At 70.9% G+C, this 26,063-nt stretch carries 25 protein-coding genes; 15 read left to right on the forward strand and 10 right to left on the reverse strand.

Annotation, left to right across the window (positions count from 1 at the left end):
* Positions 1-49: 49 nt before the first annotated feature.
* The 8 genes from hydA to RGD00_RS14035 all read left to right on the forward strand — a co-directional run bounded on the left by hydA (position 50) and on the right by RGD00_RS14035 (position 9,114).
* Positions 50-1,504 carry a dihydropyrimidinase gene (gene hydA / locus RGD00_RS14000; RefSeq protein WP_310457960.1) on the forward strand — a complete coding sequence of 485 codons (1,455 nt, stop codon included), beginning with the start codon at positions 50-52 and terminating at the stop codon, positions 1,502-1,504.
* Complete coding sequence (locus RGD00_RS14005; RefSeq protein ID WP_310457961.1) at positions 1,505-2,395, forward strand: dihydrodipicolinate synthase family protein; 891 nt, start codon at positions 1,505-1,507, stop codon at positions 2,393-2,395.
* Positions 2,392-3,201, forward strand: a complete 810-nt coding sequence (locus RGD00_RS14010) for an ABC transporter ATP-binding protein (RefSeq protein WP_310457962.1) — start codon at positions 2,392-2,394, stop codon at positions 3,199-3,201. The genes RGD00_RS14005 and RGD00_RS14010 overlap by 4 nt, the downstream gene beginning before the upstream one ends.
* A 162-nt stretch (positions 3,202-3,363) precedes the next feature.
* A complete protein-coding gene (locus RGD00_RS14015) occupies positions 3,364-4,254 on the forward strand; it encodes an ABC transporter permease (protein WP_310457963.1) in 891 nt (296 codons plus the stop codon).
* 89 nt (positions 4,255-4,343) lie between these two features.
* Complete coding sequence (locus RGD00_RS14020) at positions 4,344-5,192, forward strand: ABC transporter permease (protein ID WP_310457995.1); 849 nt, start codon at positions 4,344-4,346, stop codon at positions 5,190-5,192.
* Positions 5,193-5,238: 46 nt separating this feature from the next.
* Positions 5,239-6,207, forward strand: coding sequence for an ABC transporter substrate-binding protein (locus tag RGD00_RS14025; RefSeq protein ID WP_310457996.1), 969 nt, complete (start codon positions 5,239-5,241; stop codon positions 6,205-6,207).
* 149 nt (positions 6,208-6,356) lie between these two features.
* On the forward strand, positions 6,357-7,772 hold the full coding sequence (locus RGD00_RS14030; protein WP_310457964.1) for a hypothetical protein: 1,416 nt from the start codon (positions 6,357-6,359) through the stop codon (positions 7,770-7,772).
* 400 nt (positions 7,773-8,172) lie between these two features.
* The gene (locus RGD00_RS14035) at positions 8,173-9,114 is read left to right on the forward strand and encodes an NAD(P)H-dependent flavin oxidoreductase (RefSeq protein ID WP_310457965.1); all 942 of its coding nucleotides are present in this window, start codon (positions 8,173-8,175) and stop codon (positions 9,112-9,114) included.
* Positions 9,115-9,362: 248 nt separating this feature from the next.
* On the opposite strand, the gene RGD00_RS14040 is transcribed toward RGD00_RS14035, so the two are convergent.
* From RGD00_RS14040 to RGD00_RS14060, 5 genes are all read right to left on the reverse strand, one after another.
* Entirely contained in the window at positions 9,363-10,163 is an 801-nt protein-coding gene (locus RGD00_RS14040) for an enoyl-CoA hydratase-related protein (RefSeq protein ID WP_310457966.1), read from the reverse strand.
* 23 nt (positions 10,164-10,186) lie between these two features.
* Positions 10,187-10,948, reverse strand: coding sequence for an SDR family NAD(P)-dependent oxidoreductase (locus RGD00_RS14045; RefSeq protein WP_310457967.1), 762 nt, complete (start codon positions 10,946-10,948; stop codon positions 10,187-10,189).
* Between the two features lie 10 nt (positions 10,949-10,958).
* Entirely contained in the window at positions 10,959-12,149 is a 1,191-nt protein-coding gene (locus RGD00_RS14050) for an acetyl-CoA C-acyltransferase (protein WP_310457968.1), read from the reverse strand.
* A 246-nt stretch (positions 12,150-12,395) separates the two neighbouring features.
* Entirely contained in the window at positions 12,396-13,457 is a 1,062-nt protein-coding gene (locus tag RGD00_RS14055) for an alkene reductase (protein ID WP_310457969.1), read from the reverse strand.
* Between the two features lie 14 nt (positions 13,458-13,471).
* The gene (locus RGD00_RS14060) at positions 13,472-14,179 is read right to left on the reverse strand and encodes an NIPSNAP family protein (protein ID WP_310457970.1); all 708 of its coding nucleotides are present in this window, start codon (positions 14,177-14,179) and stop codon (positions 13,472-13,474) included.
* A 169-nt stretch (positions 14,180-14,348) separates the two neighbouring features.
* Between RGD00_RS14060 and RGD00_RS14065 the strand changes: the two genes are divergently transcribed.
* Positions 14,349-15,581, forward strand: a complete 1,233-nt coding sequence (locus RGD00_RS14065) for an MFS transporter (protein WP_310457971.1) — start codon at positions 14,349-14,351, stop codon at positions 15,579-15,581.
* Between the two features lie 224 nt (positions 15,582-15,805).
* Here RGD00_RS14065 and RGD00_RS14070 read toward each other — a convergent pair whose 3' ends face one another.
* On the reverse strand, positions 15,806-16,765 hold the full coding sequence (locus tag RGD00_RS14070; RefSeq protein WP_310457972.1) for a 1-phosphofructokinase family hexose kinase: 960 nt from the start codon (positions 16,763-16,765) through the stop codon (positions 15,806-15,808).
* A gap of 259 nt (positions 16,766-17,024) precedes the next feature.
* Between RGD00_RS14070 and RGD00_RS14075 the strand changes: the two genes are divergently transcribed.
* Positions 17,025-18,026: a type I glyceraldehyde-3-phosphate dehydrogenase gene (locus tag RGD00_RS14075; RefSeq protein WP_310457973.1), complete on the forward strand. Its 1,002-nt coding sequence runs from the start codon at positions 17,025-17,027 to the stop codon at positions 18,024-18,026.
* 8 nt (positions 18,027-18,034) lie between these two features.
* On the opposite strand, the gene RGD00_RS14080 is transcribed toward RGD00_RS14075, so the two are convergent.
* The 3 genes from RGD00_RS14080 to puuE all read right to left on the reverse strand — a co-directional run bounded on the left by RGD00_RS14080 (position 18,035) and on the right by puuE (position 20,883).
* Positions 18,035-18,508, reverse strand: coding sequence for an ureidoglycolate lyase (locus RGD00_RS14080; protein WP_310457974.1), 474 nt, complete (start codon positions 18,506-18,508; stop codon positions 18,035-18,037).
* Positions 18,509-18,628: 120 nt separating this feature from the next.
* On the reverse strand, positions 18,629-19,471 hold the full coding sequence (locus RGD00_RS14085) for a bifunctional allantoicase/(S)-ureidoglycine aminohydrolase (RefSeq protein ID WP_310457975.1): 843 nt from the start codon (positions 19,469-19,471) through the stop codon (positions 18,629-18,631).
* On the reverse strand, positions 19,468-20,883 hold the full coding sequence (gene puuE, locus RGD00_RS14090; protein ID WP_310457976.1) for an allantoinase PuuE: 1,416 nt from the start codon (positions 20,881-20,883) through the stop codon (positions 19,468-19,470). Before puuE ends, RGD00_RS14085 begins: the two co-directional genes overlap by 4 nt.
* A 174-nt stretch (positions 20,884-21,057) precedes the next feature.
* Here puuE and uraH point away from each other — a divergent pair, with 174 nt between their 5' ends.
* On the forward strand, positions 21,058-21,420 hold the full coding sequence (gene uraH, locus RGD00_RS14095) for a hydroxyisourate hydrolase (RefSeq protein WP_310457977.1): 363 nt from the start codon (positions 21,058-21,060) through the stop codon (positions 21,418-21,420).
* Positions 21,421-21,436: 16 nt separating this feature from the next.
* Positions 21,437-22,660: a urate hydroxylase PuuD gene (locus tag RGD00_RS14100; protein WP_310457978.1), complete on the forward strand. Its 1,224-nt coding sequence runs from the start codon at positions 21,437-21,439 to the stop codon at positions 22,658-22,660.
* Between the two features lie 197 nt (positions 22,661-22,857).
* Here the strand turns inward: RGD00_RS14100 and RGD00_RS14105 are convergent, their stop codons facing one another.
* Positions 22,858-23,844 (reverse strand): zinc ABC transporter substrate-binding protein, encoded by a 987-nt coding sequence (locus RGD00_RS14105; RefSeq protein WP_310457979.1) that lies wholly within the window; start codon positions 23,842-23,844, stop codon positions 22,858-22,860.
* A gap of 81 nt (positions 23,845-23,925) precedes the next feature.
* Here RGD00_RS14105 and RGD00_RS14110 point away from each other — a divergent pair, with 81 nt between their 5' ends.
* Genes RGD00_RS14110 through RGD00_RS14120 form a run of 3 tightly spaced genes read left to right on the forward strand, consistent with a single transcriptional unit; the run spans position 23,926 to position 25,986 of the window.
* Positions 23,926-24,420, forward strand: coding sequence for a Fur family transcriptional regulator (locus RGD00_RS14110; protein WP_310457980.1), 495 nt, complete (start codon positions 23,926-23,928; stop codon positions 24,418-24,420).
* The gene (locus RGD00_RS14115; protein WP_310457981.1) at positions 24,420-25,199 is read left to right on the forward strand and encodes a metal ABC transporter ATP-binding protein; all 780 of its coding nucleotides are present in this window, start codon (positions 24,420-24,422) and stop codon (positions 25,197-25,199) included. The genes RGD00_RS14110 and RGD00_RS14115 overlap by 1 nt, the downstream gene beginning before the upstream one ends.
* Positions 25,192-25,986, forward strand: coding sequence for a metal ABC transporter permease (locus RGD00_RS14120; RefSeq protein ID WP_310457997.1), 795 nt, complete (start codon positions 25,192-25,194; stop codon positions 25,984-25,986). Before RGD00_RS14115 ends, RGD00_RS14120 begins: the two co-directional genes overlap by 8 nt.
* The last annotated feature ends 77 nt before the right edge of the window (positions 25,987-26,063 follow it).

Genomic DNA, 26,063 nt, shown 5'->3' on the forward strand with positions numbered 1-26,063 from the left:
GACAGAAAATGAAGGGCGCGGGCCCGGCTGATGCAGTGGAGGAAGGGCAATGAGCACGATCATCCGCAACGGCACCATCGTCACGCATGACCTGACCTGTAAGGCGGATGTGCGCATCGAGGGCGGGCGCATCGCCGGGATCGGGCAGGGCTTGGCCGGTGGCGGGACGGAACTGGATGCGACCGGCTGTTACATCATGCCGGGCGGCATCGACCCGCATACGCATCTGGAAATGCCCTTCATGGGCACCTATTCGGCCGACGATTTCGACAGCGGCACCCGGGCGGCGCTGGCGGGCGGGACGACGATGGTGATCGACTTCGCGCTGCCCGCGCCCGGTCAGGGGCTGCTGGACGCGCTGGCGATGTGGCACAACAAGTCGACGCGGGCGAACTGCGATTATTCCTACCACATGGCGGTGACATGGTGGGGCGAACAGGTGTTCGACGAGATGCAGGCGGTGGTGGACAGGGGCATCACCAGCTTCAAGCATTTCATGGCCTACAAGGGCAGCCTGATGGTGAACGATGACGAGATGTTCGCCAGTTTCCGCCGCCTGTCCGGCCTTGGCGGCGTCGCCATGGTGCATGCCGAAAACGGCGATCTGGTGGCCGAGGTTTCCGCCCGGCTGCTGCGCGAGGGAAACACCGGCCCCGAGGCGCACGCCTATTCCCGCCCGCCCGAGGTGGAGGGCGAGGCCACGAACCGCGCCATCATGATCGCGGGCATGGCCGGCGTGCCGCTTTATGTCGTGCATACCTCTTGCGAACAGGCGCATGAGGCGATCCGGCGCGCGCGGCAGGCGGGGCAAAGGGTCTGGGGCGAGCCGCTGATCCAGCACCTGACGCTGGACGACAGCGAATACCTCAACCCCGACTGGGACCATGCCGCCCGCCGCGTGATGTCGCCGCCCTTCCGCGACCGGCGCCATCAGGACAGCCTTTGGGCCGGGCTGTCGGCGGGCAGCCTGTCGGTGGTGGCGACCGACCATTGCGCCTTCACCACCGCGCAAAAGCGGGTGGGCCTTGGGGATTTCACCAGGATCCCCAACGGCACCGGCGGGCTGGAGGATCGGCTGCCCATGCTCTGGACCCATGGGGTGCGGACGGGGCGGCTGACGATGAACGAATTCGTCGCCGTGACCTCGACCAATGTCGCCAAGATCTTCGGCATGTATCCCCGCAAGGGGGCGGTGGCCGTGGGGGCGGATGCCGATCTGGTGGTGTGGGATCCCGAAAAGCGCAAGGTGATCAGTGCGGGGGCGCAGCAATCGGCCATCGACTACAACGTGTTCGAGGGGCAGGAGGTGATCGGCCTGCCGCGCTTTACCCTGTCGCGCGGCAAGGTGGTGGTGCATGACGGCGAGATGCGGACCGAGGAAGGCCACGGCCGGTTCGTCGCGCGCGAGGCGAACCAGCCGGTGAACCGGGCGCTTTCCACCTGGCGCGCGCTGACCGCGCCGCGGCCGGTGGCGCGGGCGGGCATTCCGGCGACGGGGGTCTAGGTGGCGGACGCATCCCCCCTGCTGTCGGCCTTTCCGATCACCCCGATGGACGGGCGGGGCGCGGTGGATGTCGCCGCGGTGGAACGGCTGGCGGCCCGGCTGGCCACGGCGGGGGTGGGGCAGATCGGGCTGCTGGGCAGTACCGGCAGCCAGCCCTATCTGCCGCGCGGCCTGCGGCGCGAGATCGTGGCGGCCACGGTCGCCGCCGCGCGGGGCGTGCCGGTCGCGGTGGGCGTGGGCGCGCCCGCGCTGGCCGAGGTGCTGGACAATATCCGCGATGCCGCCGGGGCCGGGGCCGCCGCCGCGCTGCTGGCGCCGCAGACCTATCAGCCCCTGCGCGAGGATGAGGTGTTCACCCTTTACCGGATCGCGGCGGCCGAGGGGGGCTTGCCGGTCATCCTCTACAACAACCCCGGCACGACGAAGGTGACGTTTTCCCCCGCGCTGATCGCCCGCATCGCGGCGCTGCCCGGGGTGGTGGCGGTGAAGATGCCGCCCCGGCCCGACCCGGCGGCGGAAATCGCGGCGCTTGGCGCGGTGCTGCCGCCGGGGGTGGTGCTGGGCTACAGCGGCGATGCGATGATCGCGGGCGCGTTGCGGGCCGGCGCGGGGGCGTGGTTTTCGGTGCTGGCGGGGCTGTTCCCCGACCCCTGCCTTGCGATGAGCCGGGCGGCGGGCGCGGGGGACCGGGCGGGGCTCGCCGCGCTGGATGCGCGGCTGGCGCCGGTCTGGCGGGTGTTTTCGGATCTGACCAGCTATCGTGCGATTCACGCGGCCGCAGGGATCGCGGGGTTCGGGCACTGCGCCCCGCCCCTGCCGGTGCTGCCGCTGGAAGGCGCGGAACGCAAGGCGGTGGAAATGGCGCTGAAGGAGGCGGAGCTTCTGGCATGAGAGACATGCAGTCCCAGCAAGCGCAGGCAAGCGAGGCGGTGATCGAGGCGAAGGGGCTGGACCTGACCTTTGCGACCGCCGATGGCCCGGTGCAGGCATTGCGCGATGTGACGCTGACCATCCGGCGCGGCGATTTCGTCAGCTTCATCGGGCCTTCGGGCTGCGGCAAGACCACCTTCCTGCGCTGTATCGCGGGGCTGGAACAGCCCACGGGCGGGACGCTCACGGTGAACGGCATGACGCCCGACGCCGCGCGGCGGTCGCGCGCCTATGGCTATGTGTTCCAGGCGGCGGGGCTTTACCCCTGGCGGACGATCGCGGGCAACATCCGCCTGCCGCTGGAGATCATGGGCTTTCCGCGCGCCGAACAGCAGGCGCGGGTGGACCGGGTGCTGAAGCTGGTGGAGCTGGAGGGTTTCGGGCGCAAGTACCCGTGGCAGCTGTCGGGCGGCATGCAGCAGCGGGCGAGCATCGCGCGGGCGCTGGCCTTCGACGCGGATCTGTTGCTGATGGACGAACCCTTCGGCGCGCTGGATGAAATCGTGCGCGACCGGCTGAACGAGGAACTGCTGAAGCTTTGGGCCGCGACGGGCAAGACCATCGGCTTCGTCACCCATTCGATCCCCGAGGCGGTGTATCTGTCGACGAAGATCGTGGTCATGTCGCCGCGCCCCGGGCGGATCACGGATGTGATCGACAGCCCGTTGCCGCGCGAGCGGCCACTCGATATCCGCGACAGCCGGGAGTTCATCGAGATCGCGCAGCGGGTGCGCGAGGGGTTGAGGGCGGGCCATGTCGAGGATTGAGCCATGGGGAGAGGGCGGCGGGGGGCCAGCCCCCCGCACCCCCCGCTCAGGAGGGCTGTCTGCCCTCCTGAGAACCTCCCGAGAGTATTTTCGGCAAGATGAAGCGGCGGAGGGGTTCCTCTTGCCGGAGGTGTGGACGAACGGGCCGGGGGAGGGGCGGGCATGAGGGCTGCGGTTCCCGTCCTGACCGTGGTCGCGGCGATCCTTGCGCTGTGGTATGTCGCGGCCGTCGGGCTCAATGCGCAATGGACCCGCGACCAGGCGGCGCGCGCCGGGGTCGAGGTCGGGTGGTCCGGCATCGCCCGCGACGCGATGGTGCAGGAACGCCCGCGCCTGCCCGCGCCCCATCAGGTGGCGGCCGAATTCTGGAGGCTGACCTGGGGCGAGGAGGTCGAGGGGCGGCGCGGTATCGTCAACACCGGCAGCCTGTCGAACCGCAGCCTGATCTATCACGGCTGGGTCACGCTGTCGGCCACCGCGCTCGGTTTCCTGTTCGGGGCGGGGTTCGGGATCCTGCTGGCCATCGGCATCGTCTGGAACCGCGCCACCGACATGAGCGTGATGCCCTGGGCCATCGCGAGCCAGACGGTACCCATCGTCGCCATCGCGCCGATGATCATCGTGGTGCTGAACTCGGTCGGCATCTCGGGGCTGGTGCCCAAGGCGATCATCGCCGCCTATCTGAGCTTCTTCCCCGTCGTCGTCGGCATGGTGAAGGGGCTGCGCAGCCCCGATGCGATGCAGATCGACCTTTTGCGCACCTGGAACGCCAGCGGGTTGCAGGGGTTGTGGAAGCTGCGGCTGCCGGCCTCGATGCCCTATCTTTTCGCCTCGCTCAAGGTCGGGATCGCGGCGAGCCTCGTGGGCACGATCGTGGCGGAACTGCCGCTGGGCGGCGCGGGGCTGGGCACGCGGCTGCTGGCGGGCAGCTATTACGGGCAGACGATCCAGATCTGGGCCACGCTAATCGCGGCGGCCATTCTGGCCTCTGTCATGGTGGGGACGGTCGGCGTGGTGCAGCGCGCGACCCTGCGGCGGACGGGGTTCCGGTGATGGCGATACCGGCATGGGCGCGGTCGGTGGTCTGGGGCGCGGGGGCGGCGGCGGTGCTGCTGGCCGTGCTGGCGCTGGCCCGGCCGGGGATGCTGGACGGGCGGGCGGCGGCGCTGCTGGCGGTCTGGGTGCTGGCCTGGGCGGTGAACGCGCGGCTGGCGGCGGCGGCGCGGGGGCGGATCGCGCGGGCGCTGGTGGCGGTGCTGTTCGGGGCGACCCTGCTGGCCTTGTGGGAAATGGCGGTGCGGCTTTACGCCGTGCCGCCGGTGATCCTGCCCGCGCCCACGGATGTCGCCCGGGCCTTTGCCGCATCCACCCCGATCCTCTGGGCCGATTTCGTGCAGACCTTCCTCAAGGGCGCGCTGTCGGGCTATGCCATCGGCTGCGCCGCCGCCTTCGCCACCGCGGTCGCCGTCGACCGTTCGCCCTTCCTGCAACGCGGCCTGCTGCCGGTGGGCAATTTCGTCGCCGCCCTGCCCATCGTCGGCATCGCGCCGATCCTGGTGATGTGGTTCGGCTTCGACTGGCAGTCGAAGGCGGCCGTGGTGGTGGTGATGGTGTTCTTCCCCATGCTGGTCAACTGCGTCGAGGGGCTGAAGGCCACCGACGCGATGCAGCGCGACCTGATGGCGACCTATTCGGCCAGCTACTGGCAAAGCCTGCTGAAACTGCGCATCCCCGCGGCCATGCCCTTCATCTTCAACGGGCTCAAGATCGCGACCACGCTGGCCCTGATCGGCGCCATCGTGGCCGAGTTCTTCGGCAGCCCGGTGGTGGGGATGGGGTTCCGCATCTCGACCGAGGTCGGCAAGCTGCGGCTCGACATGGTCTGGGCAGAGATCGCGGTGGCGGCGCTGGCGGGTTCGGCCTTCTATGGGCTGGTGGCGGTATTGGAAAAAGGGGTGACGTTCTGGCACCCTTCACAGCGAGGCCGGTAGCGGCCCACAACACGGAGGTACGGAGATGAAAGGTACGCAACTGAGGATGTGGATGCTGTCGGCCGTCTCGGGGCTGGCACTGGCGGGGGCGGCGCAGGCCGAGGACGTGACGCTGCAACTCAAATGGGTGACGCAGGGCCAGTTCGCGGGCTATTTCGTCGCGCTCGACAAAGGGTTTTACGAGGAAGAGGGGCTGAACGTCACCATCAAGCCGGGCGGCCCGGATGTGGCGCCGGTGCAGGTGCTGATCGGCGGGGGCGCGGATGTGATGGTGGACTGGATGCCCTCGGCGCTGGCGGCGCGCGAACAGGGGGCGCCGGTGGTCAACATCGCGCAGCCCTTCAAGTCGTCGGGGATGATGCTGACCTGCCTCAAGGAATCCGGCGTGGCCTCGCCTGCCGATTTCAAGGGCAAGACGCTCGGCGTCTGGTTCGGGGGCAACGAATATCCGTTCCTGAACTGGATGAACAAGCTGGGCCTGAAAACCGACGGCAGCGACGTGACGGTGCTGAAACAGGGCTTCAACGTCGATCCGCTGTTGCAGAAACAGGCGGCCTGCATTTCCACCATGACCTACAACGAATACTGGCAGGTGATCGACGCGGGCGTCAGCCCCGACGACCTGATCACCTTCAAGTATGAAGACGAGGGCGTGGCGACGCTGGAGGACGGGCTCTACGTCATCGAGGACAAGCTGAAGGATCCGGCCTTCGTCGAGACGATGGCGAAATTCGTCCGCGCCAGCATGAAGGGCTGGAAATACGCCGAGGAAAACCCCGACGAAGCCGCGATGATCGTGCTGGACAATGACGAGACCGGCGCCCAGACCGAAACCCATCAGAAACGCATGGTGGGCGAGATCGCCAAGCTGACGGCGGGGTCGGACGGCACGCTCGACCCGGCGGATTACGACCGCACGGTGGCCGCGCTGATGTCGGGCGGGTCGGATCCGGTGATCACCAGGACGCCCGAGGGCGCCTGGACCCATGCGGTGACGGATATCGCGCTGAAATAGGCGGGGGCGGCGGGGCGCGGGCCGGATGGTTCCGCGCCCCTTGCCCGGGCCTTGGCCATATGGCGGGCCTATGGCAGGCGATCCGGGGGCTTGCGGCTGCCGCAGGGTCGGGCATTGTCGGACCCGACGGACCGGCGAAGGGGCGCAACGTGACGGAACCGAAGGATGCGGCGGGCGGGGCGAACCGGCCGCTGGTGGCGGCGCTGATCGGGGCGATGGTCCTGCCGGTGTTGGCGCGGCTGACCGGGATCCTGACGGCCGAGGTGCTGTCCTGGGCCGTGGCGGTGGCCGTCGCGGTGCTGAACTGGCGCGGGCAGGGATTGCGGGAACTTTACCTGATCGGCCTGGCCTGCGCGCTGACGGTGGCGACGGTGATGTTCGCGCCCGATCCGGGGGCGGCGGTGGCCGGGGCCTTCCGGCAGGGCGTGTTCCTCATGGCCTTCGTGCTGATGCTGGGCCTTCTGCACGAGGCTGCGTCGAGTTCGCCCGCCGTGTCGGAAACCGGCCTCTTCCTGACGCGCCAGCCCGCGACGCGGCGGTTCTATGCGCTGTATCTGGGCACGGGCTTCATGTCGGTGCTGTTCAACCTCGGCACGATCAGCTTCCTGCTGCCGCTGGTGCAGCGCGGCATCGCCGCCGCGGGGCCGGATGACGGGCTGAACCATGTGCGCGAACGCCGCCAGATTTCGGCCATGCTGCGCGGGTTCGGCTGGGCGGTGGTCTGGTCGCCCACCGCCATCGCGCCGCTGGCGCTGTTCGAGATCCTGCCGAATGTGGACCGCATGGGGTGGAGCCTGATGGGCTTCGGCATCTTCGCCGTGATGCTGCTGGTCGGCGCGGCCGAGGACCGGTGGAGCGCGCGGGGCGTGCGGACACGCCGCCCCCGCACCGCGCCCGCCGTGCCCTGGGCGGCCATGGCGCGGTTCGCGCTGGTCTGCCTGTGGCTGTTCGGCATGGCCGAACTGGTGGCCTGGGCGACGGGGGACACGATCGTCTTCGGGCTCATCTGTTGCTGCCCGCTGCTGATGGCGGGCTGGATCGCGGCGCAGACGCGGGGCGGGCCGGGCGTGGCGGCGCGGGCGGTGGGGCGGCGGTTGCGCCATGTCGCGCTCACGCGGCTGCCGCAGGCGGCGGGGGTGGCGGTGACGCTCGGCACTTCGGGCTATATCGGGCGGCTCGGCGCGGCCTTCGTGCCGGCAGAGGCGCTGGCGGCCGCGCTCGGCGTGGACCGGATGCCCGACTGGCTCTTGCTGGCGCTGATCCCGCCGGCGGTGTCGCTGTCGAGCCTTCTGGGCCTCAGCCCGATCATCCTCGCGGTGTTCTTCGGCAGCCTTTTCGCCGCATTGCCGGTGCTGCCGGCGGATCCGACGCTGCTGGCGCTGGCGATTTCCTGTGGCTGGGGGCTGGCGTCGAGTTTCTCGCCCTTCGCCACGGTGGTGCTGGTGGCCAGCGGCCTGACCGGCATCCGCCCGGTGCGGATGACGCTGGTGTGGAACCTGCGCTTCAACCTGCTGGCGTCGGCGGCGCTGTTTCCGGTGTTCTGGCTGCTGACCGGGGGGCGCTAGGCCGGACTGCTCGGCCCTTCTGCCCTGTCCGGCGAAGGCGCGTGCCTTCGCCACAGCGCTTCAGATCGAGTTGCCCCGGCCGGGGGCCCCAAGCCCCCGGCCAGCGCCCGCCCCGCCCATGGCGGGCGCTTCTCGCCCGCCGGGGCAGGCGCCGGCCTCTCGGATCCGGGGCGTCACGGTTTCCAGTGGCACCGCCGCGCGAACGGGCGGGGGAAACGCGGTGCGTTTCCTCATCCCGCCCGGCCCGGTGATGGTGTGAATGTCAATCCGCCCCAGGCGGCGACGCAAGGTCATGGGCGGGGCAGGGCGCAAGGAAATTGCGCTGTCACCCGGGGCGGGGATAGGATCCGCCCGGCGCGGGGGCGAGCCTCTGCCCGCATTGCCCCCGATGGAGGATCTCATGGCCCTGCCCGAAGCGTTCCGCAACCGCCTGCGCCTGCCCGCGATCGCGGCCCCGATGTTCCTGACCTCGGGCCCCGACCTGGTGGTCGAGGTCTGCCGTTCGGGTCTTGTCGGCACCTTCCCGGCGCTGAACCAGCGCACGGTGGAGGGCTATGGCGAATGGCTTGAGGAAATCGAACGAAGGCTGGCCGCGCATCCCGGCGCCGCGCCCTATGGCGTGAACCTGATCGTGCACAAATCGAACCCCCGCCTGCGCGCGGATGTCGAGATGACGGTGAAGCACCGGGTGCCGGTGGTGATCACCTCGCTCGGTGCGGTGAAGGATGTGGTGGACGCGGTGCATTCCTATGGCGGGCTGGTGTTCCATGACGTCATCAACCGCCGCCACGCCGAAAAGGCGGCCGAGGCCGGGGTGGACGGCATCATCGGCGTCGCCGCCGGTGCAGGCGGGCATGCGGGCGCGATAAGCCCCTTCGCCCTGATCCAGGAAATCCGCGAGGTCTTCGACGGCACGGTGATCCTGTCGGGCGCGATGAGCACCGGGGCCCAGATCGCCGCCGCCCGGGTGATGGGGGCCGACATGGGCTATCTCGGCACGCGGTTCATCGCCACGACGGAATCGATGGTGCCCGACAGCTACAAGCAGATGGTGCTGGCGGCGGGGGCGGCGGATGTCGTCTATACGCCCAACATCTCGGGCGTGCATGCGAACTTCCTGCGCCCCTCGATCCTGGCTGCCGGGCTCGACCCCGACAACCTGCCGCCGCATGAAAAGCTCGACATGGAAAAGGAAACCAAGGCCTGGAAGAACATCTGGTCCGCCGGCCAGGGCGTGGGTGCGGTGCGCGACCTGCCGGGGGCGGCGGATCTGTGCGAACGGCTGATCGCGGAATACCGCGCGGCGATGCAGGCCGCCTGCGCCGATCCTTTCGCGGGGTAGGCAGGCCGGGCAGGCCCCGGCCTGCGGGGCGCGCAGGTCAGGCCATTTGCCCGGCGGTGGTGCGGGTGGCGCGGTCGGCGGCCTCCGGCGGGGATATTTGGGTCACGGTGAAAGACAGGCGGCGCGCCCTTCCCGGAAGGGTGCGGCCGGTTTCACTTTCTGTCCGGAAATATCCCGGGGGTGAGGCGCGCAGCGCCGAGGGGGCTGGCCCCCTCGCCCCGCTTTCCGCCGGGTGCGCGGGCGGCGGTCTAGCGCCCGGTGAAGGCGGGCGGGCGCTTGGCGAGGAAGGCCCCCGTGCCCTCGCGGAAATCCGCGGTGCGGGTCATGGCGATGAAGCCGTTGCGCTCCGCCTCCAGATGTTCGGCGAGCGATGCGCCGAAGGCGGCGTCGAGCAGCTTGCGCCCCGCGGCGAAGGCCCGCCCCGGCCCCTGCGCCAGTTGCGCCGCCAGCGCGTCCACCGCCGCGGCAAAGCCATCGGCCGGGGCGATGCGGTTGACGATGCCCCAGTCCTGCGCCTGTTCCGCCGTCAGCGTATGCGACAGCACCATCATTTCCGCCGCCCGCCCCATGCCCACCTTGCGCGGCAGGAACCACGACCCGCCGCAATCGGGCACGGTGCCGATGCGGTCGTAGGCCATCAGGAACTTCGTCCCCGCCTGCGCGATCACGATATCGGCGGCGAGAACCAGCGAAAACCCCGCCCCCGCCGCCACCCCGTGCGGCGCGGCAAGGATCGGCGCCGGCAGGTCGCGCAGCGCCAGCACCGCGGGGTTCATCGCGTCGAGGATCGCATGCATCACCGTTTCGGTCTGCGCGGGATCGGCGGCGAAGCTCGCCACATCGCCCCCGGCCATGAAGGCCCGCCCCGCCCCGGTGAGGACGAGGCAGCGCAGCCCGTCCACCCCGGCGAAATACCGCACCGCCTCGCGCACGCCCATCGCCAGCGTCGCATCGGCGGCGTTCAGCACCGCGGGGCGGTTCAGCACCAGCCGGCCGATGCCGGTCGCGGGGTCGAAACGGGTCAGGACGGGGGCGTCTTGGTCGGTCATGGCGGCCTCTGGTTTGGAGTCGCCTACTTGGGCCCCAGGCGCAGGGCGCCGTCAAGCCGGATCACCGCGCCGTTCAGCATCGGGTTGGCGATGATATGCAGCGCCAGCGCCGCATATTCCGCTGGCCGGCCGAGCCGCGGCGGGAAGGGGACGGCGATCCCGAGGCTTTCCTGCGCGGCCTCGGGCAGGCCCTTGAGCATCGCGGTCTCGAACACGCCCGGCGCGATGGCCATGACGCGGATCGCATCCGCCGCCAGTTCGCGCGCCGCCGGCAATGTCAGCCCCACGATCCCGCCCTTGGAGGCCGCATAGCCCGTCTGGCCGATCTGGCCTTCATAGGCCGCGACCGAGGCGGTGTTGATCGCCACGCCCCTTTCGCCCGTGTCGGTGGGCGGCAGTGCCGCCGCGCCCGCCGCGAAGAGGCGCAGCAGGTTGAAGCTGCCGATCAGGTTGACCTCGATCACCCGGCGGAAATCGTCGAGCGGCATGGTGCCCTGCCGGCCCAGCATCTTGCGCGCGGGGGCGATCCCGGCGCAGTTGACCAGGATGCGGGCGGGGCCGTGCCGCGCCGCGGCCTTTGCCACCGCGGCCTCGGCGCTGGCGGCAGAGGCCACATCGCATTGCACCGCGATGCCGCCGATGTCGGCCGCCACGGCCTCTGCCGCCTCCAGGTTGAAATCCAGCAGCGCGACCTTGGCGCCGCCCTCGGCCAGCGCCCTTGCCGTCGCGGCGCCAAGGCCCGACCCCCCGCCGGTGACCAGCGCCGCTACCCCGTCGATCCTCATGGCGTCCCCCTCAGTCCAGCCGTTCCACCGCGACCGCCGTCGCCTCGCCGCCCCCGATGCAGAGCGAGGCGATGCCGCGCCGCAGCCCGTGGGTGTGCAGCGCCGCGACCAGCGTGACCAGAATCCGCGCCCCGCTCGCCCCGATGGGATGGCCGAGCGCGCAGGCGCCGCCGTGGATGTTCACCTTGTCATGCGGCAGGTCGAGGTCGCGCATGGCGGCCATGGCGACGACGGCGAAAGCCTCGTTGATTTCGTAAAGGTCCACATCGGCGGCGGTCCAGCCGGTGCGGTCCAGCAGCTTCTTCATCGCGCCCACCGGCGCGGTGGTGAACCATTCGGGCGCCTGCGCATGGCCGGCATGGCCGCGGATGGCGGCCAGCGGCGTCGCGCCCCGGCGTTCGGCCTCGGAAAGGTGCATCAGCACCAGCGCCGCCGCGCCGTCGGAGATCGAGGACGAATTCGCCGCCGTCACCGTGCCGTCCTTGCGGAAGGCGGGTTTCAGCGTCGGGATCTTGTCGGGCCGGGCGCGGCCGGGCTGTTCGTCGGTATCCACCGCCGCGCCCGCTACGGTGACGGGGGTGATTTCCTGCGCGAAATGCCCGGCGCTGATCGCCGCCAGCGCGCGTTCCAGCGAGGCCAGCGCGAAATCGTCCTGCGCCTTGCGGGTGAAGCCGTAATGGTCGGCGCAATCCTCGGCAAAGCTGCCCATCAGGCGGGGCCCGCCGCGGTCGTCGCGGGCATAGGCATCCTCCAGCCCGTCGAGGAACATGTGGTCGAGCGCCTGCGCATGGCCAAGCCGCGCCCCCGCCCGCATCCGGGGCAGCAGGTAGGGGGCGTTGGTCATGCTCTCCATCCCCCCCGCCGCGACGATCCGCGCGCTGCCCGCGGCGATGAGGTCATGGGCCAGCATCACCGCCTTCATCCCCGATCCGCAGACCTTGGACACCGTGGTGCAGGGCACCCCGCGGTCCAGCCCCGCGCCCATCGCCGCCTGCCGCGCCGGGGCCTGGCCCACGCCCGCCGACAGGACGTTGCCCATCAGCACCTCGTCGGGCTCCGTCCCCGACACCCCGGCCCGCGCCAGCGCCGCCGCCAGCGCCGCGGCCCCCAGTTGTGGCGCGGCCAGCGCCCTGAGGTCGCCCTGAAACCCGCCCATCGGCGTGCGGGCGATGGCGGCGATCACGATCGGGTCGGATGTCATGGCGGGCTCCTCTGGTCCATGCGGCGGGGCATCATCGCGCCCTGCCGGGGCGGCTGCAAGAGCCTCTGCCCGGCGGCGGTGCGGGTGGAGAGGTCGGCGGCGGGGGTTTCACACCCCCGCACCCCCGTGGGATATTTATGGACAGAAAGTGAAGGGGGCGTTTTCCGCTCGGGGAAGCGTGTCGGGCTTCATCTTGCCTGAAATACTCCGGGGGCCAGCCCCGTCCACCCGCGCGCCGCCGAAGGATCAGCCCGCGGTTTCCAGCGCCGGATAGTCTGTATAGCCCTGCCCGGGCGGGTCGGCCTCGTAGAAGGTCGCGGCGTCCGGCGCGGCAAGGGGGGCGCCGGCGGCAAGGCGGGCGGGCAGGTCGGGGTTGGCGATGAAGGGCTTGCCCCAGGCGGCGGCATCGGCCCGGCCGGCCTTGATCAGCGCCTCGCCCTCGGCCACCGTCAGGTCCTGGTTGATCACCATCTGCCCGGTGAAGGCCGCGCGCAGGGCGGGCAGCATCCCGTCGTCGCGCTTGCCCTCGCGCAGGAAGACGAAACCGGTGCCGCGCGCCGACAACTCGTGCAGCAGATGGGTATAGAGCGCCTGCGGATCGCTGTCGGACATGCCGTTGCCGGAATAGCGCGGCGCGATATGCACGCCCACGCGCCCGGCGCCCCAGTGGGCGGTCACGGCCTCTGCCACCGCCAGCGTCAGGCGGCAGCGGTTGGCGATGCTGCCGCCCCAACGGTCGGCCCGCTGGTTGGTGCCGTCGCGCAGGAACTGGTCGAGCAGGAAGCCGTTGGCGGCGTGGATCTCCACCCCGTCGAAGCCTGCGGCCTTGGCATTGGCCGCCGCCGCGGCGAAGGCGGCGATGGTTGTGGCAATATCGGCCTCGGTCATCGCGCGGGGCACCGGATAGGGACGTTTGGGGCGCAGCAGCGACACATCCCCCGGCGCGGCGAGCGCGCTTGGCGCCAGCGGCGCGCGGCCGTCGAGGTAGGAGGGATCCGACAGCCGCCCCACATGCCACAGCTGCGCCACGATCCGCCCGCCCGCCGCATGCACCGCGCCCGTCACCGCGCGCCAGCCCGCGACCTGTTCGGCCGACCACAGCCCGGGCGTATCCGGGTAGCCCACGCCGTCGGCGCAGACGGATGTCGCCTCGGTCAGGATCAGCCCGGCCCCGGCGCGTTGGGTGTAATAGTCCACCATCAGCCGCCCGGGCACGCGGCCCGGTTCGGCGCGGCAACGGGTCATGGGGGCCATGACGATGCGGTTCTTCAGCGCGATCTCGCCGAGCGTGACGGGCGTGTGCAGCATGCCGGGGCCTCCTCTCAGCGCGGACTGGTGCGCAGGCTGGCGACCGGCAGCGCATAGGCCGCGGGTTCCATCAGCCAGGTTTCCGCCGCGCCGAGCAGCGCCTGCCCGTGGGTGCGGCGCTGTTCGGCATAGGCGGCGATGACGGCGGGGTCGTTCTCGAACGCGCGCCAGCCGCGGAACCAGGCGGTCTCGTCCGGCCAGGACAGCAGCGTGACGACCGAGGGCATGGGCGGGCCGCTGATCACGTCGCAGAGCCCCATCACCCGGGCGCCCGCCGCCTGCACCCGGGGCAGCCAGGTTTCGGCCAGGAAATCGTTGACCGCGCCGGTCAGCCCGATCGCCGTCTTCTGCACGATCAGCTGGTGCAGCCCGCCCGCGCGCGCGTCGCGTTCGCTGTCCACCTGCCGGAACACCGGGTTGGGGCGCATGAAGGTGAGCTTGTTTTCCTGCACCATTTCGGACCCGGCGTTGGTCGCGGTGCGGATGCGCGGCCATTCCGGGTCGGCGTAGAACCCGCCCCAGGCGGCCTCGCGTTCGGCGAAGTCCTCCCATTCCATGATGTAGCAGAACATCGGCATGCCGGGCCCGGTCAGCGCCGCCCACCGGCCGATCACGTTGACGCCGTGTTTGCGCAACAGCGCGGGGGTATGGTTTTCCATCCGGTCGTGGTTGTCGTTCATCCGGCCACGGTCCATCAGGTAATGGCGCATTTCGTAGATCATCGCGTTCTCCTCTGCCGCAGCCCCGGGCGAAGATGGCGGGCGGCGGCGTTGCTGTCTGTCCCTGCCGGGGGTACAGACCGGCGCCGGGCGGGGCGGCATTCTGGCGCCCGCAACGCCGGGGCGCAACCGGGGGGCGCAACCGGCGTGCGCCAGAGGCAAGGAGACGGATTTGACCACGCAGGACGCATCGTTCGCCGCCACGCAGGGCGGCCACCGCCGCGCGATCCTGTTCCTGGCGCTGGCCTCTTTCGCCGCGGCCGCCACGACGCGGGTGATGGATGCGGTGCTGCCGCAGATGGCGGTGGAATTCGGGGTCTCCATCGGCTCGGTCGCCTTCGTCGCCACCGCCTATGCCTTCGCCTACGGGGCGTTCCAGCTGGTGTTCGGGCCCCTGGGGGACCGTTTCGGCAAGTTCCGGGTGATCCTCTTTTCCTGCTTCGGCGCCTGCGCGATGACCTTCGCCTGCGCCTTTTCCACCACGCTCGGCCAGATCGCGGGGGCGCGGCTCTTGTCGGGGATGATGGCGGCGGCGATCGTGCCCCTTGCCATCGCCTGGGTGGGCGACGTGGTGGCGCATGAGGATCGCCAGCCCATCCTCGCGCGGTTCATGTCGAGCCAGATCCTCGGCCTTCTGGCCGGCCAGATCGGCGGCGGCGTGCTGGGGGAATTCTTCGGCTGGCGCTCGGCCTTCCTGCTGATCGGTTCGGCCTATCTGTTCGCGCTGGTGGGCATGAGCTACGAGCTGCGCCGCAACCCCGCCGTGGTGATCGTGTCCGAGGCGGGGGCGGGCGGCATGCGCCATACGCTGCGGGTGTTCGCCGGGCTCTGGCGGCGGCCGGTGGTGCGGTTCGTGCTGGTGATGGTGTCGATCGAGGCCTTCGCCATGTTCGGCGCGCTGACCTATGTGGGGGCGAGCCTGCACTACCGCTTCGGCTTCGACTTCGCCTCGGTGGGGATGTATCTGGCGGTCTACTGCTTCGGCGGGCTGTTCTATGTCAGCCAGTCGCGGCGGATGCTGGCGCGGCTCGGCTCGCAGCGGCTGGCGTTCTGGGGGACGGTGCTGGTGGCGGGCTGCTATACGGTGATGGCGCTGACGCCGGTGCATCACCTCTATGTCCCCGCGATCGCGGTGATGGGCGTGGGGTTCTACATGCTGCACAACACGTTGCAGACGATGGCGACGCAGATGGCCCCCGATGTGCGCGGGTCGGCGGTGGCGATCTTCGCCACGTTCTATTTCCTGTCGCAGGCGGTGGGGGTGTGGCTCGCCGGGCAGGTGATGGACCGGTGGGGCGTGGCGCCGGTGTTCCTGACGGCGGCGGCGATGCTGCTGGCGCTCGGCGTGTTGCTGCTGCGGTTCATGCCGGCGGAACTGCGGGTGGTGGCGGTGCGGCGGGGGTGATCCGCCGGCGGCCCGCGTAGGGCGCGGACAGCGCCGGGGGCCGGCCCCGCGCCTGCCGGTTCTCGAACCAGTGGCGCTACCCGCCGGCGCGCCCGGAGTATTTCAGGCAAGATGAAGCCGCATCCGCTTCGGGGCAAGAGGCGCGGCGCTCTTCACTTTCTGTCCTCAAATATCCCGGGGTCCGGGGCAGCGCCCCGGCGCGCCCGTGCCGCCGGGTGCGCGGGTTACAGCCGTTCCATCCGGCAGGCGGGGGCCAGCCGTTCGACATCCGCGCGCCGGCAGAGTTCCGTCCCCGGCGTCATCACCGCCGCCGCCGCCGCCGCGGTGCCGAGGCGCAGCGCGGCCTCCGCCCCCTCGCCGCGGGCAAGCGCGAGCGTGAAGGCGCCGGTGAAGCTGTCGCCCGCGCCGACCTTGCTGTTCACCGGCACCTCGGGCGGGATGCAGTGGAGCCGCAGCCCCGGCGCGGCAAGGACCGAGCCATCCGCCCCCCGCGCCGCCACCGCCATCTCCGCCACTCCGGCCGCGACCAGCCCGGCGGCGAAGGCGGCGGTGTCGGCGGCCCGGGGCAGGGGGCGGCCGGCGGCGCCTTCGGCCTCTGCCTGATCCATGCGCAGGACGGCAGGCCGCGCGCCGGGGTCGGGCGCATGCAGCAGGCGGTCGAACGCGGGGCCCGAGGTGTCGATGACCAGCCGCGCGCCCTGCGGCAGCGCGCGCGCCAGCCGGGCGGGGAAATCGGGCCCGACCCCGGGGGGCTGGCTGCCGCTGAGCACAACCAGCGTGTCGGGCGTCGCGGCACGGGCGATGGCGGCAAGCGCCGCCCCGGTCGTCCCGGCGTCCCATTCCGCCCCCGGCAGCACGAAGCGGAACTGCCGGCCCGTCGCGGTTTCCGTCACCGACAGGCTCTGCCGCGTCTCGCCGGGGGCGTCGAGCGGCAGCACCTCCACCCCCGCCTCGCGCAGCCGCGCCGCCAGCTGTGCCCCCACCGCGCCGCCGAGCGCCACCAGCGCCCGCGCCTGCCCGCCGAGGATGCCGGCCGCGCGCGCCACGTTCACCCCGCCGCCGCCCGGGTCCACCTGCGGGGCCGACAGCCGCAGCTTGGGCCCGGCCTCGACCCGGCCGACATGGGCCGACAGGTCCAGCGCGGGGTTCAGCGTCACGGTCAGGATCGGGGCTTGGGCGGGCATCGGTCACTCCTCGGGTCGGCCCCTCCTGCCATGAAAGCGCGCCCCTGTCAGGCCGCCCCGTCGGCGAAGGCCCGCGCGCCCCGCTTTCACCGTGACAAAAATATCCCCGCCGGGCATCCGTCGCGCCCCTGTCACTTTCTGTCCCTAAATATCCCCGCCGGAGGCCACCGCCCCCTCCACCTTCACGACGCTCGGGCAGAGGGCTTGCAGCCACCCCGGCGCAGGCGTAGCACGAGGGCACCGGCGGCAGGAGGCGACCATGACGGTGCGGGTGGCGATCAACGGATTCGGGCGGATCGGGCGCACGGTGCTGCGCGCCTGGGCCACGCGGGGGCTCTGGCCGGGGATCGAGATCGTCGCCGTCAACGACATCGCCAGCGCCGAGGACTGCGCTTATCTCTTCGAATACGACAGCGTTTTCGGCCCCTTCCCCGGGCGGGTGGAATTGCGCCCGGGCGCGCTGGCGGTGGACGGGCGGGTGCTGCGGCTGACGCGGGCGGCGGATATCTCCACCCTCGACCTTGCGGACATCGACGTGGTGATGGAATGCACCGGCAAGGCCGATACGGTCGAGATGTCGGGGCGGGGCCTCGCCGCCGGGGCGCGGCGGGTGTTGATCTCGGGCCCCTCCGAGGCGGCGGAGTTCACCGTGGTTCTGGGGGCCAATGACGAGGGGCTGGGCCCGGATTTCCGGGTGGTGTCGAACGCGTCCTGCACCACCAATGCGCTGGCGCCGCTGTTGCGGGTGCTGGACGGGGCTTTGGGGGTGGACTCAGGCTGGATGACCACGATCCACTGCTATACCGGCAGCCAGCCCACGGTGGATGCCCCGCGCGGCGATCCGGCGCGGTCGCGCGCGGCGGCGCTGTCGATGGTGCCGACGACGAGTTCGGCGCAACGCCTGCTGGACCGGGTGTTGCCGCAACTGGCGGGGCGCGTCATGGGGGCCGCGGTGCGCGTGCCGGTGGCGAGCGTGTCGGCGGTGGACCTGACGGTGACGACGCGGGCCGCGGCCGATGCGGCCGAGGTGAACGCGATCCTGCGTGGGGCGGCGGGGAACGTGATCGGCTGGACCGACCGCCCGCTGGTGTCGAGCGACCTGCGCGCGCGCGGCGAAAGCATCGTCATGGCCCTGCCGGAAACCGTGCGCACCCCGGGCGGCACGCTGCGCGTCTTCGGCTGGTACGACAACGAATGGGGTTTTTCCAACCGCATGCTGGATGTGGCGCTGCGGATGGGCGGGTTCCGCGACGGCCCGTAGGGCCCGGCCTATGCAATGACGGTCCAGGGGGCCGGGTAGCGCACTTCCTCGAGGTTCGCGCCGGGGCCGATGCGGTCCACCACGGCGAAAAGGCCGGGGCCGTGCAGCGGTGTAAGGACCCCGTGCCAGGTGCCGCGGTGCAGGTTGATCCCCTGCGCGCCGCTGGTCAGGAAGGCGCGGGGGCGGGCCCCGGGGCTTTCTGCGACGATGACGAGAAAGGGGTTCTGCGTCATCGGCAGAAAGGCTTGGCTGCCCTCGGGGTGGCGCTCGATCAGGTCGAACGTATAGGGCAGGGCGCGGGGTTCCGACAGGAAGACCGAGATCCCGGCGCGCCCATCCGCGAAATCCATCCGCGCGCGGTCGTGGTAGCGCCCGCAAAGGCCCGCGTTGATCAGCCGGTCGGGCGGGCCCGCGGCCTCGATCATGTCGCCGAAGGGGGCGAAGGCGGCGGGGGTAAGCGGTTCGGCGGTGATCTGGCGCATCGGGGGGGCCTTTCGCTTGGGGGGAGGGCAGCGCCGGGGGCGCTTCGCCCCCCGGACCCCCCGAGGATATTTGGGGACAGAAAGTGAGGGGGCAGGCTTTCTGCCGCTTGGTGGGCCGGCTCAGCGCGCGGGGCCGAAGGCGCCGGGGCCGCGGAGTTTCGCGTGGCGGTTCACGTCCTTGTAGAGCAGGTAGCGGAACGCGCCCGGGCCCCCGGCGTAGCAGGCCTGCGGGCAGAAGGCGCGCAGCCACATGTAGTCGCCGGCCTCGACCTCGATCCAGTCCTGGTTGAGCTTGTAGACCGCCTTGCCCTGCAGCACGTAGAGCCCGTGTTCCATGACATGGGTTTCCTCGAAGGGGATCGTGCCGCCGGGCTGGAAGGTCACGATGTTGACATGCATGTCGTGGCGCAGGTCCTCCGGGTCCACGAAGCGGGTGGTGGCCCATCGGCCCTGGGTGTCGGGCATCGCGACGGGGGCGATTTCGGTCTCGTTGGTCACGAAGGCTTCGGGCGGGGTCAGGCCCGGGGCGGGTTCCCACAGCTTGCGGATCCAGTGGAACCGTGCGGGCGCCGCGCCTTCGGCGCGCAACCGCCACGGCGTGCCCGGGGGGATATAGGCATAGCCGCCGGCGTCGAGTTCGAAGGCCGCCTCGCCGATGGTCAGCGCCACCAGCCCTTCGGTGACGAAGAGCACATGTTCCGCCCCGGTTTCCGGGTCGGGCGCGTCCGACCCGCCGCCGGGTTCGACCCGCATCACGTAATGGCTGAAGGTTTCGGAAAACCCGGTCATGGGGCGCGCGATCAGCCACAGCCTCGTGTCGTTCCACCCGGGCAGGAAGCTGGTCACGATGTCGGAAAACACCCCCTGCGGGATGAAGGCATAGGCGGTGGCGAACACCGCCCGGCCCGGCATGATCCGGTTCTGGGGCGGCAGGCTGCCGGGCGGGGTGTAGTAGGGGCTCATGGCAGCAGCTCCTTGAGGCGCAGCAGGGCGATGCGTTCGACCTGGGCGCAGGCGGTGGCGAATTCGGTTTCGGTATCGTTGGCGATGCGGGTGCGGAAAGCCGACAGGATCGACGCCTTGTCGTGGTCGCGCACGGCGATGATGAAGGGAAAACCGTGCTTGGCGGTATAGGCGGTGTTCAGCGCCTCGAACGCCGCGCGTTCCTCGTCGGTCAGCGCGTCCAGCGCGGCGCTGGCCTGTTCGGCGGCGGATTCAGCTGTCAGCCGCCGGGCACGGGCGAGTTTCCCCGCAAGGTCGGGATGCGCGCGCAGCACGCCCATCCGTTCGACGCGGGTGGCGGTGCGGAACACCCGGGCCAGCGCGTTCCACAGCCCCACAGCCCCGTCATGCGCGGGGCCGAGTTCCAGCCCGAAGGCGCGTTCGGCGATCCAGGGCGAATGTTCGAACACGCCGCCGAAGCGGGCGACGAATGTCTCGCGGTCCATCGCCGAGGGGCGTTCGCGCCGCCGGGGCGGGTGGGTCGCGGCCCAGTGACGGGCGATGTCGATGCGGCGGGCGAACCAGACGCCGGGGTGCCGCGCGGCATGGTCGAGAAACCGCACCAGCCCCGCGATCTTGCCCGGCCGCCCGACCAGCCGGCAATGCAGGCCGATGGAGAACATTTTGGGCGCGCCGGCCAGCCCTTCGGCATAGAGGGTGTCGAACGTGTCCCTCAGGTACTGGAAGAACTGCTCGCCGGTGACATAGCCCGGCGCGGTGGCGAAACGCATGTCGTTCGCCTCCAGCGTATAGGGGATCACCAGCTGGTCGCGCGCGCCGACCGCGCGCCAATAGGGCAGGTCGTCGTCATAGGTGTCCGAGATCCAGTCGAAGGCGCCCGTTTCCGTCGTCAGCCGCACGGTATTGGCCGAACAGCGCCCGGTGTACCAGCCGCGCGGGGGGCTGCCCGTGACCTCGGTGTGCAGGGCGATGGCGGCGGCGATCTGGCGACGTTCCTCTTCCTCGGGCATGTCCTTGTGATCGACCCATTTCAGGCCATGGCTGGCGATTTCCCAATCCGCCGCCTGCATCGCCGCGACCTGTTCGGGGCTGCGGGCCAGCGCGGTCGCCACGCCATAGACGGTAACGGGGATCCCCCGCCCGGTGAACAGCCGGTGCAGCCGCCAGAACCCCGCCCGCGCGCCGTAATCGTAGAGCGATTCCATGTTCCAGTGCCGCTGCCCCGGCCAGGGCTGCGCGCCCGCGATGTCGGACAGGAACGCCTCCGACGCCGCATCGCCGTGAAGCACGCAGTTCTCGCCCCCCTCCTCGTAGTTCAGCACGACGGAGATGGCGATGCGCGCCCCCCCGGGCCAGGCGGGGTCGGGGGGCGTGGCGCCATGGCCCAGAAGGTCGCGGGGGTAACGGGTCATCGGGGCATCCTGTGCTGGTCCGGGCGGATCTGCGGCGCGGCGATGATCGCGCGGGGCGCGGCGATAATCCAGTGCTTCTTCCTCTCGGAAAAGGGGGTGGCGCGGCGGGGGGCAAGGCGGCAATCTGGCCCCGCCGCCCGTTGGCGGCACCATGAAGCGGAATCGGAGATCGCCATGCCCAAGGGCCGGATTACCACCCATGTCCTCGACACCGCGCGCGGCCGGCCGGCGGCGGGCGTGGCGGTGACGCTCTACCGGCTGGACAAGGGGGCGCGCAGCCTGCTGGCCGAGGCGGTGACGAATGTCGACGGGCGCACCGATGTGCCGCTGCTGACGGGCGAGGACATGGCGGCGGGCCGGTACGAACTGCTGTTCGCCGCCGGCGCCTATCTGCGCGCCAGCAAGCAGGTCGCGCGGGGCGAGGTGCCGTTCCTCGACCAGATCCCGATCCGCTTCGGCATCGCCGACCCGGATGCCCATTTCCATGTGCCGCTGCTTCTGTCACCCTACGGCTATTCGACCTACCGGGGCAGTTGAGGCGCAAGGGGCAGGCATGTGGGATCTGGCGGTGCTGGGGGCCTGGGCGGAACTGGCGGTGCGCTGGATCCATGTGATCACGGCCATCGCCTGGATCGGATCGTCGTTCTATTTCATCGCGCTGGACCTCGGCCTGCGCCGCGACCCGAAGCCCGCCTCGGGTGCGGATGGCGAGGAATGGCAGGTTCATGGCGGGGGGTTCTACCATATCGAGAAATACCTCGTCGCCCCGGCGCGGCTGCCCGAACACCTGATCTGGTTCAAATGGGAAAGCTATTCCACATGGCTGTCGGGGTTCGCGCTGCTGGTGCTGGTCTATTACCTCGGGGCCGAATTCTACCTGATCGACCCGGCGGTGATGGACCTGCCGGTCTGGGGCGCGGTCGCGATCTCTGCCGGTTCGCTGGTCTTCGGCTGGATCGCCTATGACCTGATCTGCAAAAGCCGTCTGGGCGAGGACAATACGAGGCTGATGATCGGGCTCTATGTCCTCCTGCTGCTGGTGGCCTGGGGCTATGCGCAGGTGTTCACGGGGCGCGCGGCGCTGCTGCATCTGGGGGCGTTCACGGCCACGGTGATGTCGGCGAACGTGTTCATGGTCATCATCCCCAACCAGAAGATCGTGGTGGCCGACCTGCGGGCGGGGCGGGTGCCGGATGCGCGATACGGGCGTATCGCCAAGCAGCGCAGCACCCACAACAACTACCTGACGCTGCCGGTGCTGTTCCTGATGCTGTCGAACCACTACCCGATGGTGTTCGCCACCCGCTGGAACTGGCTGATCGCGGGGCTGGTGTTCCTGATGGGGGTGACGATCCGGCATTTCTTCAACACCATGCACGCCCGCAAGGGCCGGCCGTGGTGGACCTGGGCGGTGACGGCGCTGATCTTCCTTGTCATCATGTGGCTGTCGCTGGCGCCGATGCGTGCGCCGGCCGGGGACGCCGCGCTGACCGGGCAGGCCGCCCGGCTGGCGGCGGCCGAGGGTTTTGCCGAAGTGCAGGACATCGTGGCGGGCCGCTGTTCCATGTGCCACACGGCCGAGCCCGGCTGGCCCGGCCTGCACTGGCCGCCGCGCGGCGTGGCCTTCGACACACCCGCGGATATCGCCCGCCACGCCCGCGCGATCTATCTGCAAGCCGGGGTCAGCCACGCGATGCCGCCCGCCAACCTCAGCTTCATGGAAGAGACCGAGCGCGCCCGGATCGTCGCCTGGTTCCGCACCGGGATGCGGGGCTGATGGTGCGTCCCCGCCCGGCGTTCGGTTCGGTGGAGAGTGCGGGAGCCTCCGGCGGGGATATTTAAGGACAGAAAGTGGTGCAGGGCGCGCCCTTCTTCACTTTCTGTCCTTAAATATCCTCAGGGGGTGAATTGGCGCAGCCAAGAGGGGGCAGAATGCCCCCTGCGCCGCCGGGCATGGCGCGCGCCGCCCGGGGGTCAGCCCTTCAGGCAATCCGCGATGGTGGTGACGAGCCCGCGCATGAGATCGGCATAGAGCCCCGGGCCCGGTTCCAGCGTCGTGCCTGCGGGGTCTAGCCTGCCGCCGACGCGGGTCGCGGTGCTCTCGGTCGCCGTGGCGACAAGGGCGGGGTCGTGCTGCGCCTCGGGGAAGATGCAGACCGCGCCGCCCTGCCGCAGGGTATCGCGGATTGCGCCGAGCCGCGCCGCGCCGGGGGCCGCGGCATCGCCGAGCGCGATGGCGCCGGCGATGGTCAGGCCGTAGTGGTCGGCCAGATAGCCATAGGCATCGTGGAAGACGACGAAGGGCCGCCCGCCGAGGGCGGCGAGTTCGGCCGCCAGCGCGCCATCCAGCGCCGCGATCTCCGCCGCCGCGACGGCGGCATTGGCGGTGTAGGTGGTGGCGTTTTCGGGGTCGAGCCGGGCGAGTTCCGCCGCGATGGCCTTCAGCCAGACCTGCGCATTGGCGGGGTCGAGCCAGGCGTGGGGGTCGATGGCGTCGGGGCTGTGGTCGTGGCCGTGATCGTCATGTCCGTGATCGTCATGGGCATGGTCGTGATCGTGGTCATGGTCATGGCCATGGTCGCTGTGGTCATGCGCCTGCGCGGCGTCGCCGAACCGGCGCAGGGTGGTGCCCTCTGCCGTCAGCAGGGCCAGCACCGGGCCCTTGCGCCCGATCCCGTCCAGCGCGCGGGTCAGCCATGGGGTCAGTTCCGGCCCCACCTGCACCAGCAGGCCGGCGTCGCGCAGCGCCGTGGCCTGGCTGGGGCGCAGCTGGAAATTGTGCGGGTCCGCCCCCCGGTCGAGCAGCAGCCCCGGCTGCCCCAGGTCGCCCATCACCTGCGCGGCGAGCGACTGGACCACCGGCGTGTCGGTCAGCACCTGCGGCGGCGCCGCCTGCGCGGCAAGCGGCAGGGCGGCAAGCGGCAGCGTGGCGGCGATCAGGGCGGCGAGGGCAAGGCGCATGGAATCCTCCGTCAAAGGCGGGTAGCATTGTCTTTGGCGTCAGTAGTGATATATTATAACGTACCTCGTCAAGGAGCTTTCATGCCCGTCCCTCTCCAGCCGCTTGCGGCCTTCGACACCCACGACCATGCGCAATGCGCCGGCGGCGTGATGGCGCGGGCCGAATCGCTGGTCGCCGAACGCGGCCTGCGGCTGACGCCGGTCCGGCGGCGGGTGCTGGAGATCCTGCTCGAATCGCACCGGGCGCTTGGCGCCTATGACGTGCTGGACCGGCTGGTGGCCGAAGGATTCGCCCGCCAGCCGCCGGTGGTCTATCGCGCGCTCGACTTTCTGGTGGAAAACGGGCTGGCGCATCGGGTGCGGCGGCTCAACGCCTTTGCCGCCTGCATGCATCCGGGCGAGGCGCATCAGCCCGCCTTTCTCATCTGCCGGTCCTGCAACATGGTGGCAGAGGCGCCGGCCGCCCGCGTCCGCGCGGCGTTCGAGGCGGCGGCGGCCGAGGTGGGGTTCACCGTGGAACGGCTGAGCCTCGAGGCGCAGGGCCTGTGCCCCGCCTGCGCGCAGGGGGCGGCGTGATGCGGCTGATCACGGCCCGGGGGCTGGTGGTGCGGATGGGCGGCGCGGCGGTTCTGCAGGGCGTCGATTTCCACATCGACAAGGGCGAGATCGTGACCATCGTCGGCCCCAACGGCTCGGGCAAGTCCACGTTGCTGCGTGCGCTTCTGGGCATCGTTCCGGCCGCGGCGGGGCGGGTGGACCGGCGGGCGGGCCTGCATGTGGGCTATGTGCCGCAAAAGCTTGCCATCGACCGCAACCTGCCGATGCCGGTCGCCCGTTTCCTGTCGCTGCCGCGGCGGCGCAGCGCGGCAGAGGTGGCGGCGGCGCTGGACCGGGTGGGGCTGGCCCCCGATCTGGGCACCCGGCAGCTGACGGACCTGTCGGGCGGGCAGTTGCAGCGCGTGCTGCTGGCGCGCGCGCTGATGGGCGCGCCCGAGATCCTGGTGCTGGACGAGGCAACGCAGGGCCTCGACCAGCCGGGCGAGGCCGCGTTCTACCGGCTGATCGAAGAGATCCGGGCCGACAGCGGCTGTGCGGTGCTGATGGTCAGCCATGACCTGCATGTGGTGATGGCGGCCTCGGACCGGGTGGTGTGCCTCAACGGCCATGTGTGCTGCGAGGGCACGCCGCGGGTGGTGTCGAACGCGCCGGAATACCGCGCGCTGTTCGGGCTCGGCACGCAAGGGGCGCTGGCGCTTTACCGGCACGAACACGACCATGCGCATGATCCGGGCGAACCGGGGCACGATCATCACCACCACCATCACGGCGGCCACGACCATCATGCCCATTCTTGACGATTTCATCGCCCGCGCCGCGCTGGCCGGGATCGGCGTGTCGGTGGCCACGGGGCCGCTCGGCGCCTTCGTCATCTGGCGGCGGATGGCCTATTTCGGCGATGCGACGGCGCATGCCGCGATCCTGGGCGTGGCGCTGGCGCTGGCCACCGGCCTGCCGGTGGCGGCGGGGACGCTGGTGGTGGCGCTGGCGATGGCGGCCACGGTATCGGGGCTCGCCGGGCGCGGATGGGCGATGGACACCACATTGGGCGTACTGTCGCATGCGGCGCTGGCCTTCGGGCTGGTGGCGGTGTCCTTCGTGCCCGGGCTGCGGGTGGATGTGCAGGCGTTCCTGTTCGGCGACATCCTGGCCGTGGGGCGGGGCGATCTGGGCTGGATCTGGCTGGGGGCGGTCGCGGTCGCCGGGCTGATCGCTTGGCGCTGGTCGGCGCTGCTGACCGCGACGCTGAACGAGGATCTGGCCCATGCCGCCGGCATCGACCCGGGGCGCGAGCGGCTGGTGCTGACGCTGGCGCTGGCGCTGGTGGTGGCGGTGGCGCTGAAGGTGGTGGGGGCGCTGCTGATCGCCGCCATGCTGATCGTGCCCGCCGCCGCCGCCCGGACGCTGGCCCGCACGCCCGAGGCGATGGCGCTGGCCGCCGTGGGCATCGGGGCGCTGGCGACGCTCGGGGGGCTTGCGGTCTCGCTGCGGTTCGACACGCCGGCGGGGCCATCGGTGATCGCCGTGGCCGCGATCCTGTTCGCGGGGTTGCTGGCGGTGGCCGCGTTGCGCCGAAAGGCATAGGGCGAACCTTCACCCCATCCAGCTTTAGCCGCTTTTGACAGCCCGCCCCCCGCGTGGGACGTTCCGCCTGCCTGTCA

The sequence above is a fragment of the Ruixingdingia sedimenti genome (assembly GCF_031432425.1).
Lineage (GTDB): Bacteria > Pseudomonadota > Alphaproteobacteria > Rhodobacterales > Rhodobacteraceae > Ruixingdingia > Ruixingdingia sedimenti.

What these genes read in the sequence shown, in the direction of transcription:
- RGD00_RS14115 (WP_310457981.1), top strand. Translation starts at nt 24,420, where the DNA reads ATGCGGCTGATCACGGCCCGGGGGCTGGTGGTGCGGATGGGCGGCGCG.
- RGD00_RS14010 (WP_310457962.1), top strand. Translation starts at nt 2,392, where the DNA reads ATGAGAGACATGCAGTCCCAGCAAGCGCAGGCAAGCGAGGCGGTGATC.
- RGD00_RS14050 (WP_310457968.1), bottom strand. Translation starts at nt 12,149, where the DNA reads ATGACATCCGACCCGATCGTGATCGCCGCCATCGCCCGCACGCCGATG.
- RGD00_RS14025 (WP_310457996.1), top strand. Translation starts at nt 5,239, where the DNA reads ATGTGGATGCTGTCGGCCGTCTCGGGGCTGGCACTGGCGGGGGCGGCG.
- RGD00_RS14015 (WP_310457963.1), top strand. Translation starts at nt 3,364, where the DNA reads ATGAGGGCTGCGGTTCCCGTCCTGACCGTGGTCGCGGCGATCCTTGCG.
- RGD00_RS14055 (WP_310457969.1), bottom strand. Translation starts at nt 13,457, where the DNA reads ATGCTGCACACGCCCGTCACGCTCGGCGAGATCGCGCTGAAGAACCGC.
- RGD00_RS14085 (WP_310457975.1), bottom strand. Translation starts at nt 19,471, where the DNA reads ATGAGCCCCTACTACACCCCGCCCGGCAGCCTGCCGCCCCAGAACCGG.
- RGD00_RS14060 (WP_310457970.1), bottom strand. Translation starts at nt 14,179, where the DNA reads ATGATCTACGAAATGCGCCATTACCTGATGGACCGTGGCCGGATGAAC.
- RGD00_RS14105 (WP_310457979.1), bottom strand. Translation starts at nt 23,844, where the DNA reads ATGCGCCTTGCCCTCGCCGCCCTGATCGCCGCCACGCTGCCGCTTGCC.
- RGD00_RS14100 (WP_310457978.1), top strand. Translation starts at nt 21,437, where the DNA reads ATGTGGGATCTGGCGGTGCTGGGGGCCTGGGCGGAACTGGCGGTGCGC.
- RGD00_RS14040 (WP_310457966.1), bottom strand. Translation starts at nt 10,163, where the DNA reads ATGACCGACCAAGACGCCCCCGTCCTGACCCGTTTCGACCCCGCGACC.
- RGD00_RS14035 (WP_310457965.1), top strand. Translation starts at nt 8,173, where the DNA reads ATGGCCCTGCCCGAAGCGTTCCGCAACCGCCTGCGCCTGCCCGCGATC.
- RGD00_RS14020 (WP_310457995.1), top strand. Translation starts at nt 4,344, where the DNA reads ATGCTGGACGGGCGGGCGGCGGCGCTGCTGGCGGTCTGGGTGCTGGCC.
- uraH (WP_310457977.1), top strand. Translation starts at nt 21,058, where the DNA reads ATGCCCAAGGGCCGGATTACCACCCATGTCCTCGACACCGCGCGCGGC.
- puuE (WP_310457976.1), bottom strand. Translation starts at nt 20,883, where the DNA reads ATGACCCGTTACCCCCGCGACCTTCTGGGCCATGGCGCCACGCCCCCC.
- RGD00_RS14070 (WP_310457972.1), bottom strand. Translation starts at nt 16,765, where the DNA reads ATGCCCGCCCAAGCCCCGATCCTGACCGTGACGCTGAACCCCGCGCTG.
- RGD00_RS14045 (WP_310457967.1), bottom strand. Translation starts at nt 10,948, where the DNA reads ATGAGGATCGACGGGGTAGCGGCGCTGGTCACCGGCGGGGGGTCGGGC.
- RGD00_RS14110 (WP_310457980.1), top strand. Translation starts at nt 23,926, where the DNA reads ATGCCCGTCCCTCTCCAGCCGCTTGCGGCCTTCGACACCCACGACCAT.
- RGD00_RS14075 (WP_310457973.1), top strand. Translation starts at nt 17,025, where the DNA reads ATGACGGTGCGGGTGGCGATCAACGGATTCGGGCGGATCGGGCGCACG.
- RGD00_RS14080 (WP_310457974.1), bottom strand. Translation starts at nt 18,508, where the DNA reads ATGCGCCAGATCACCGCCGAACCGCTTACCCCCGCCGCCTTCGCCCCC.
- hydA (WP_310457960.1), top strand. Translation starts at nt 50, where the DNA reads ATGAGCACGATCATCCGCAACGGCACCATCGTCACGCATGACCTGACC.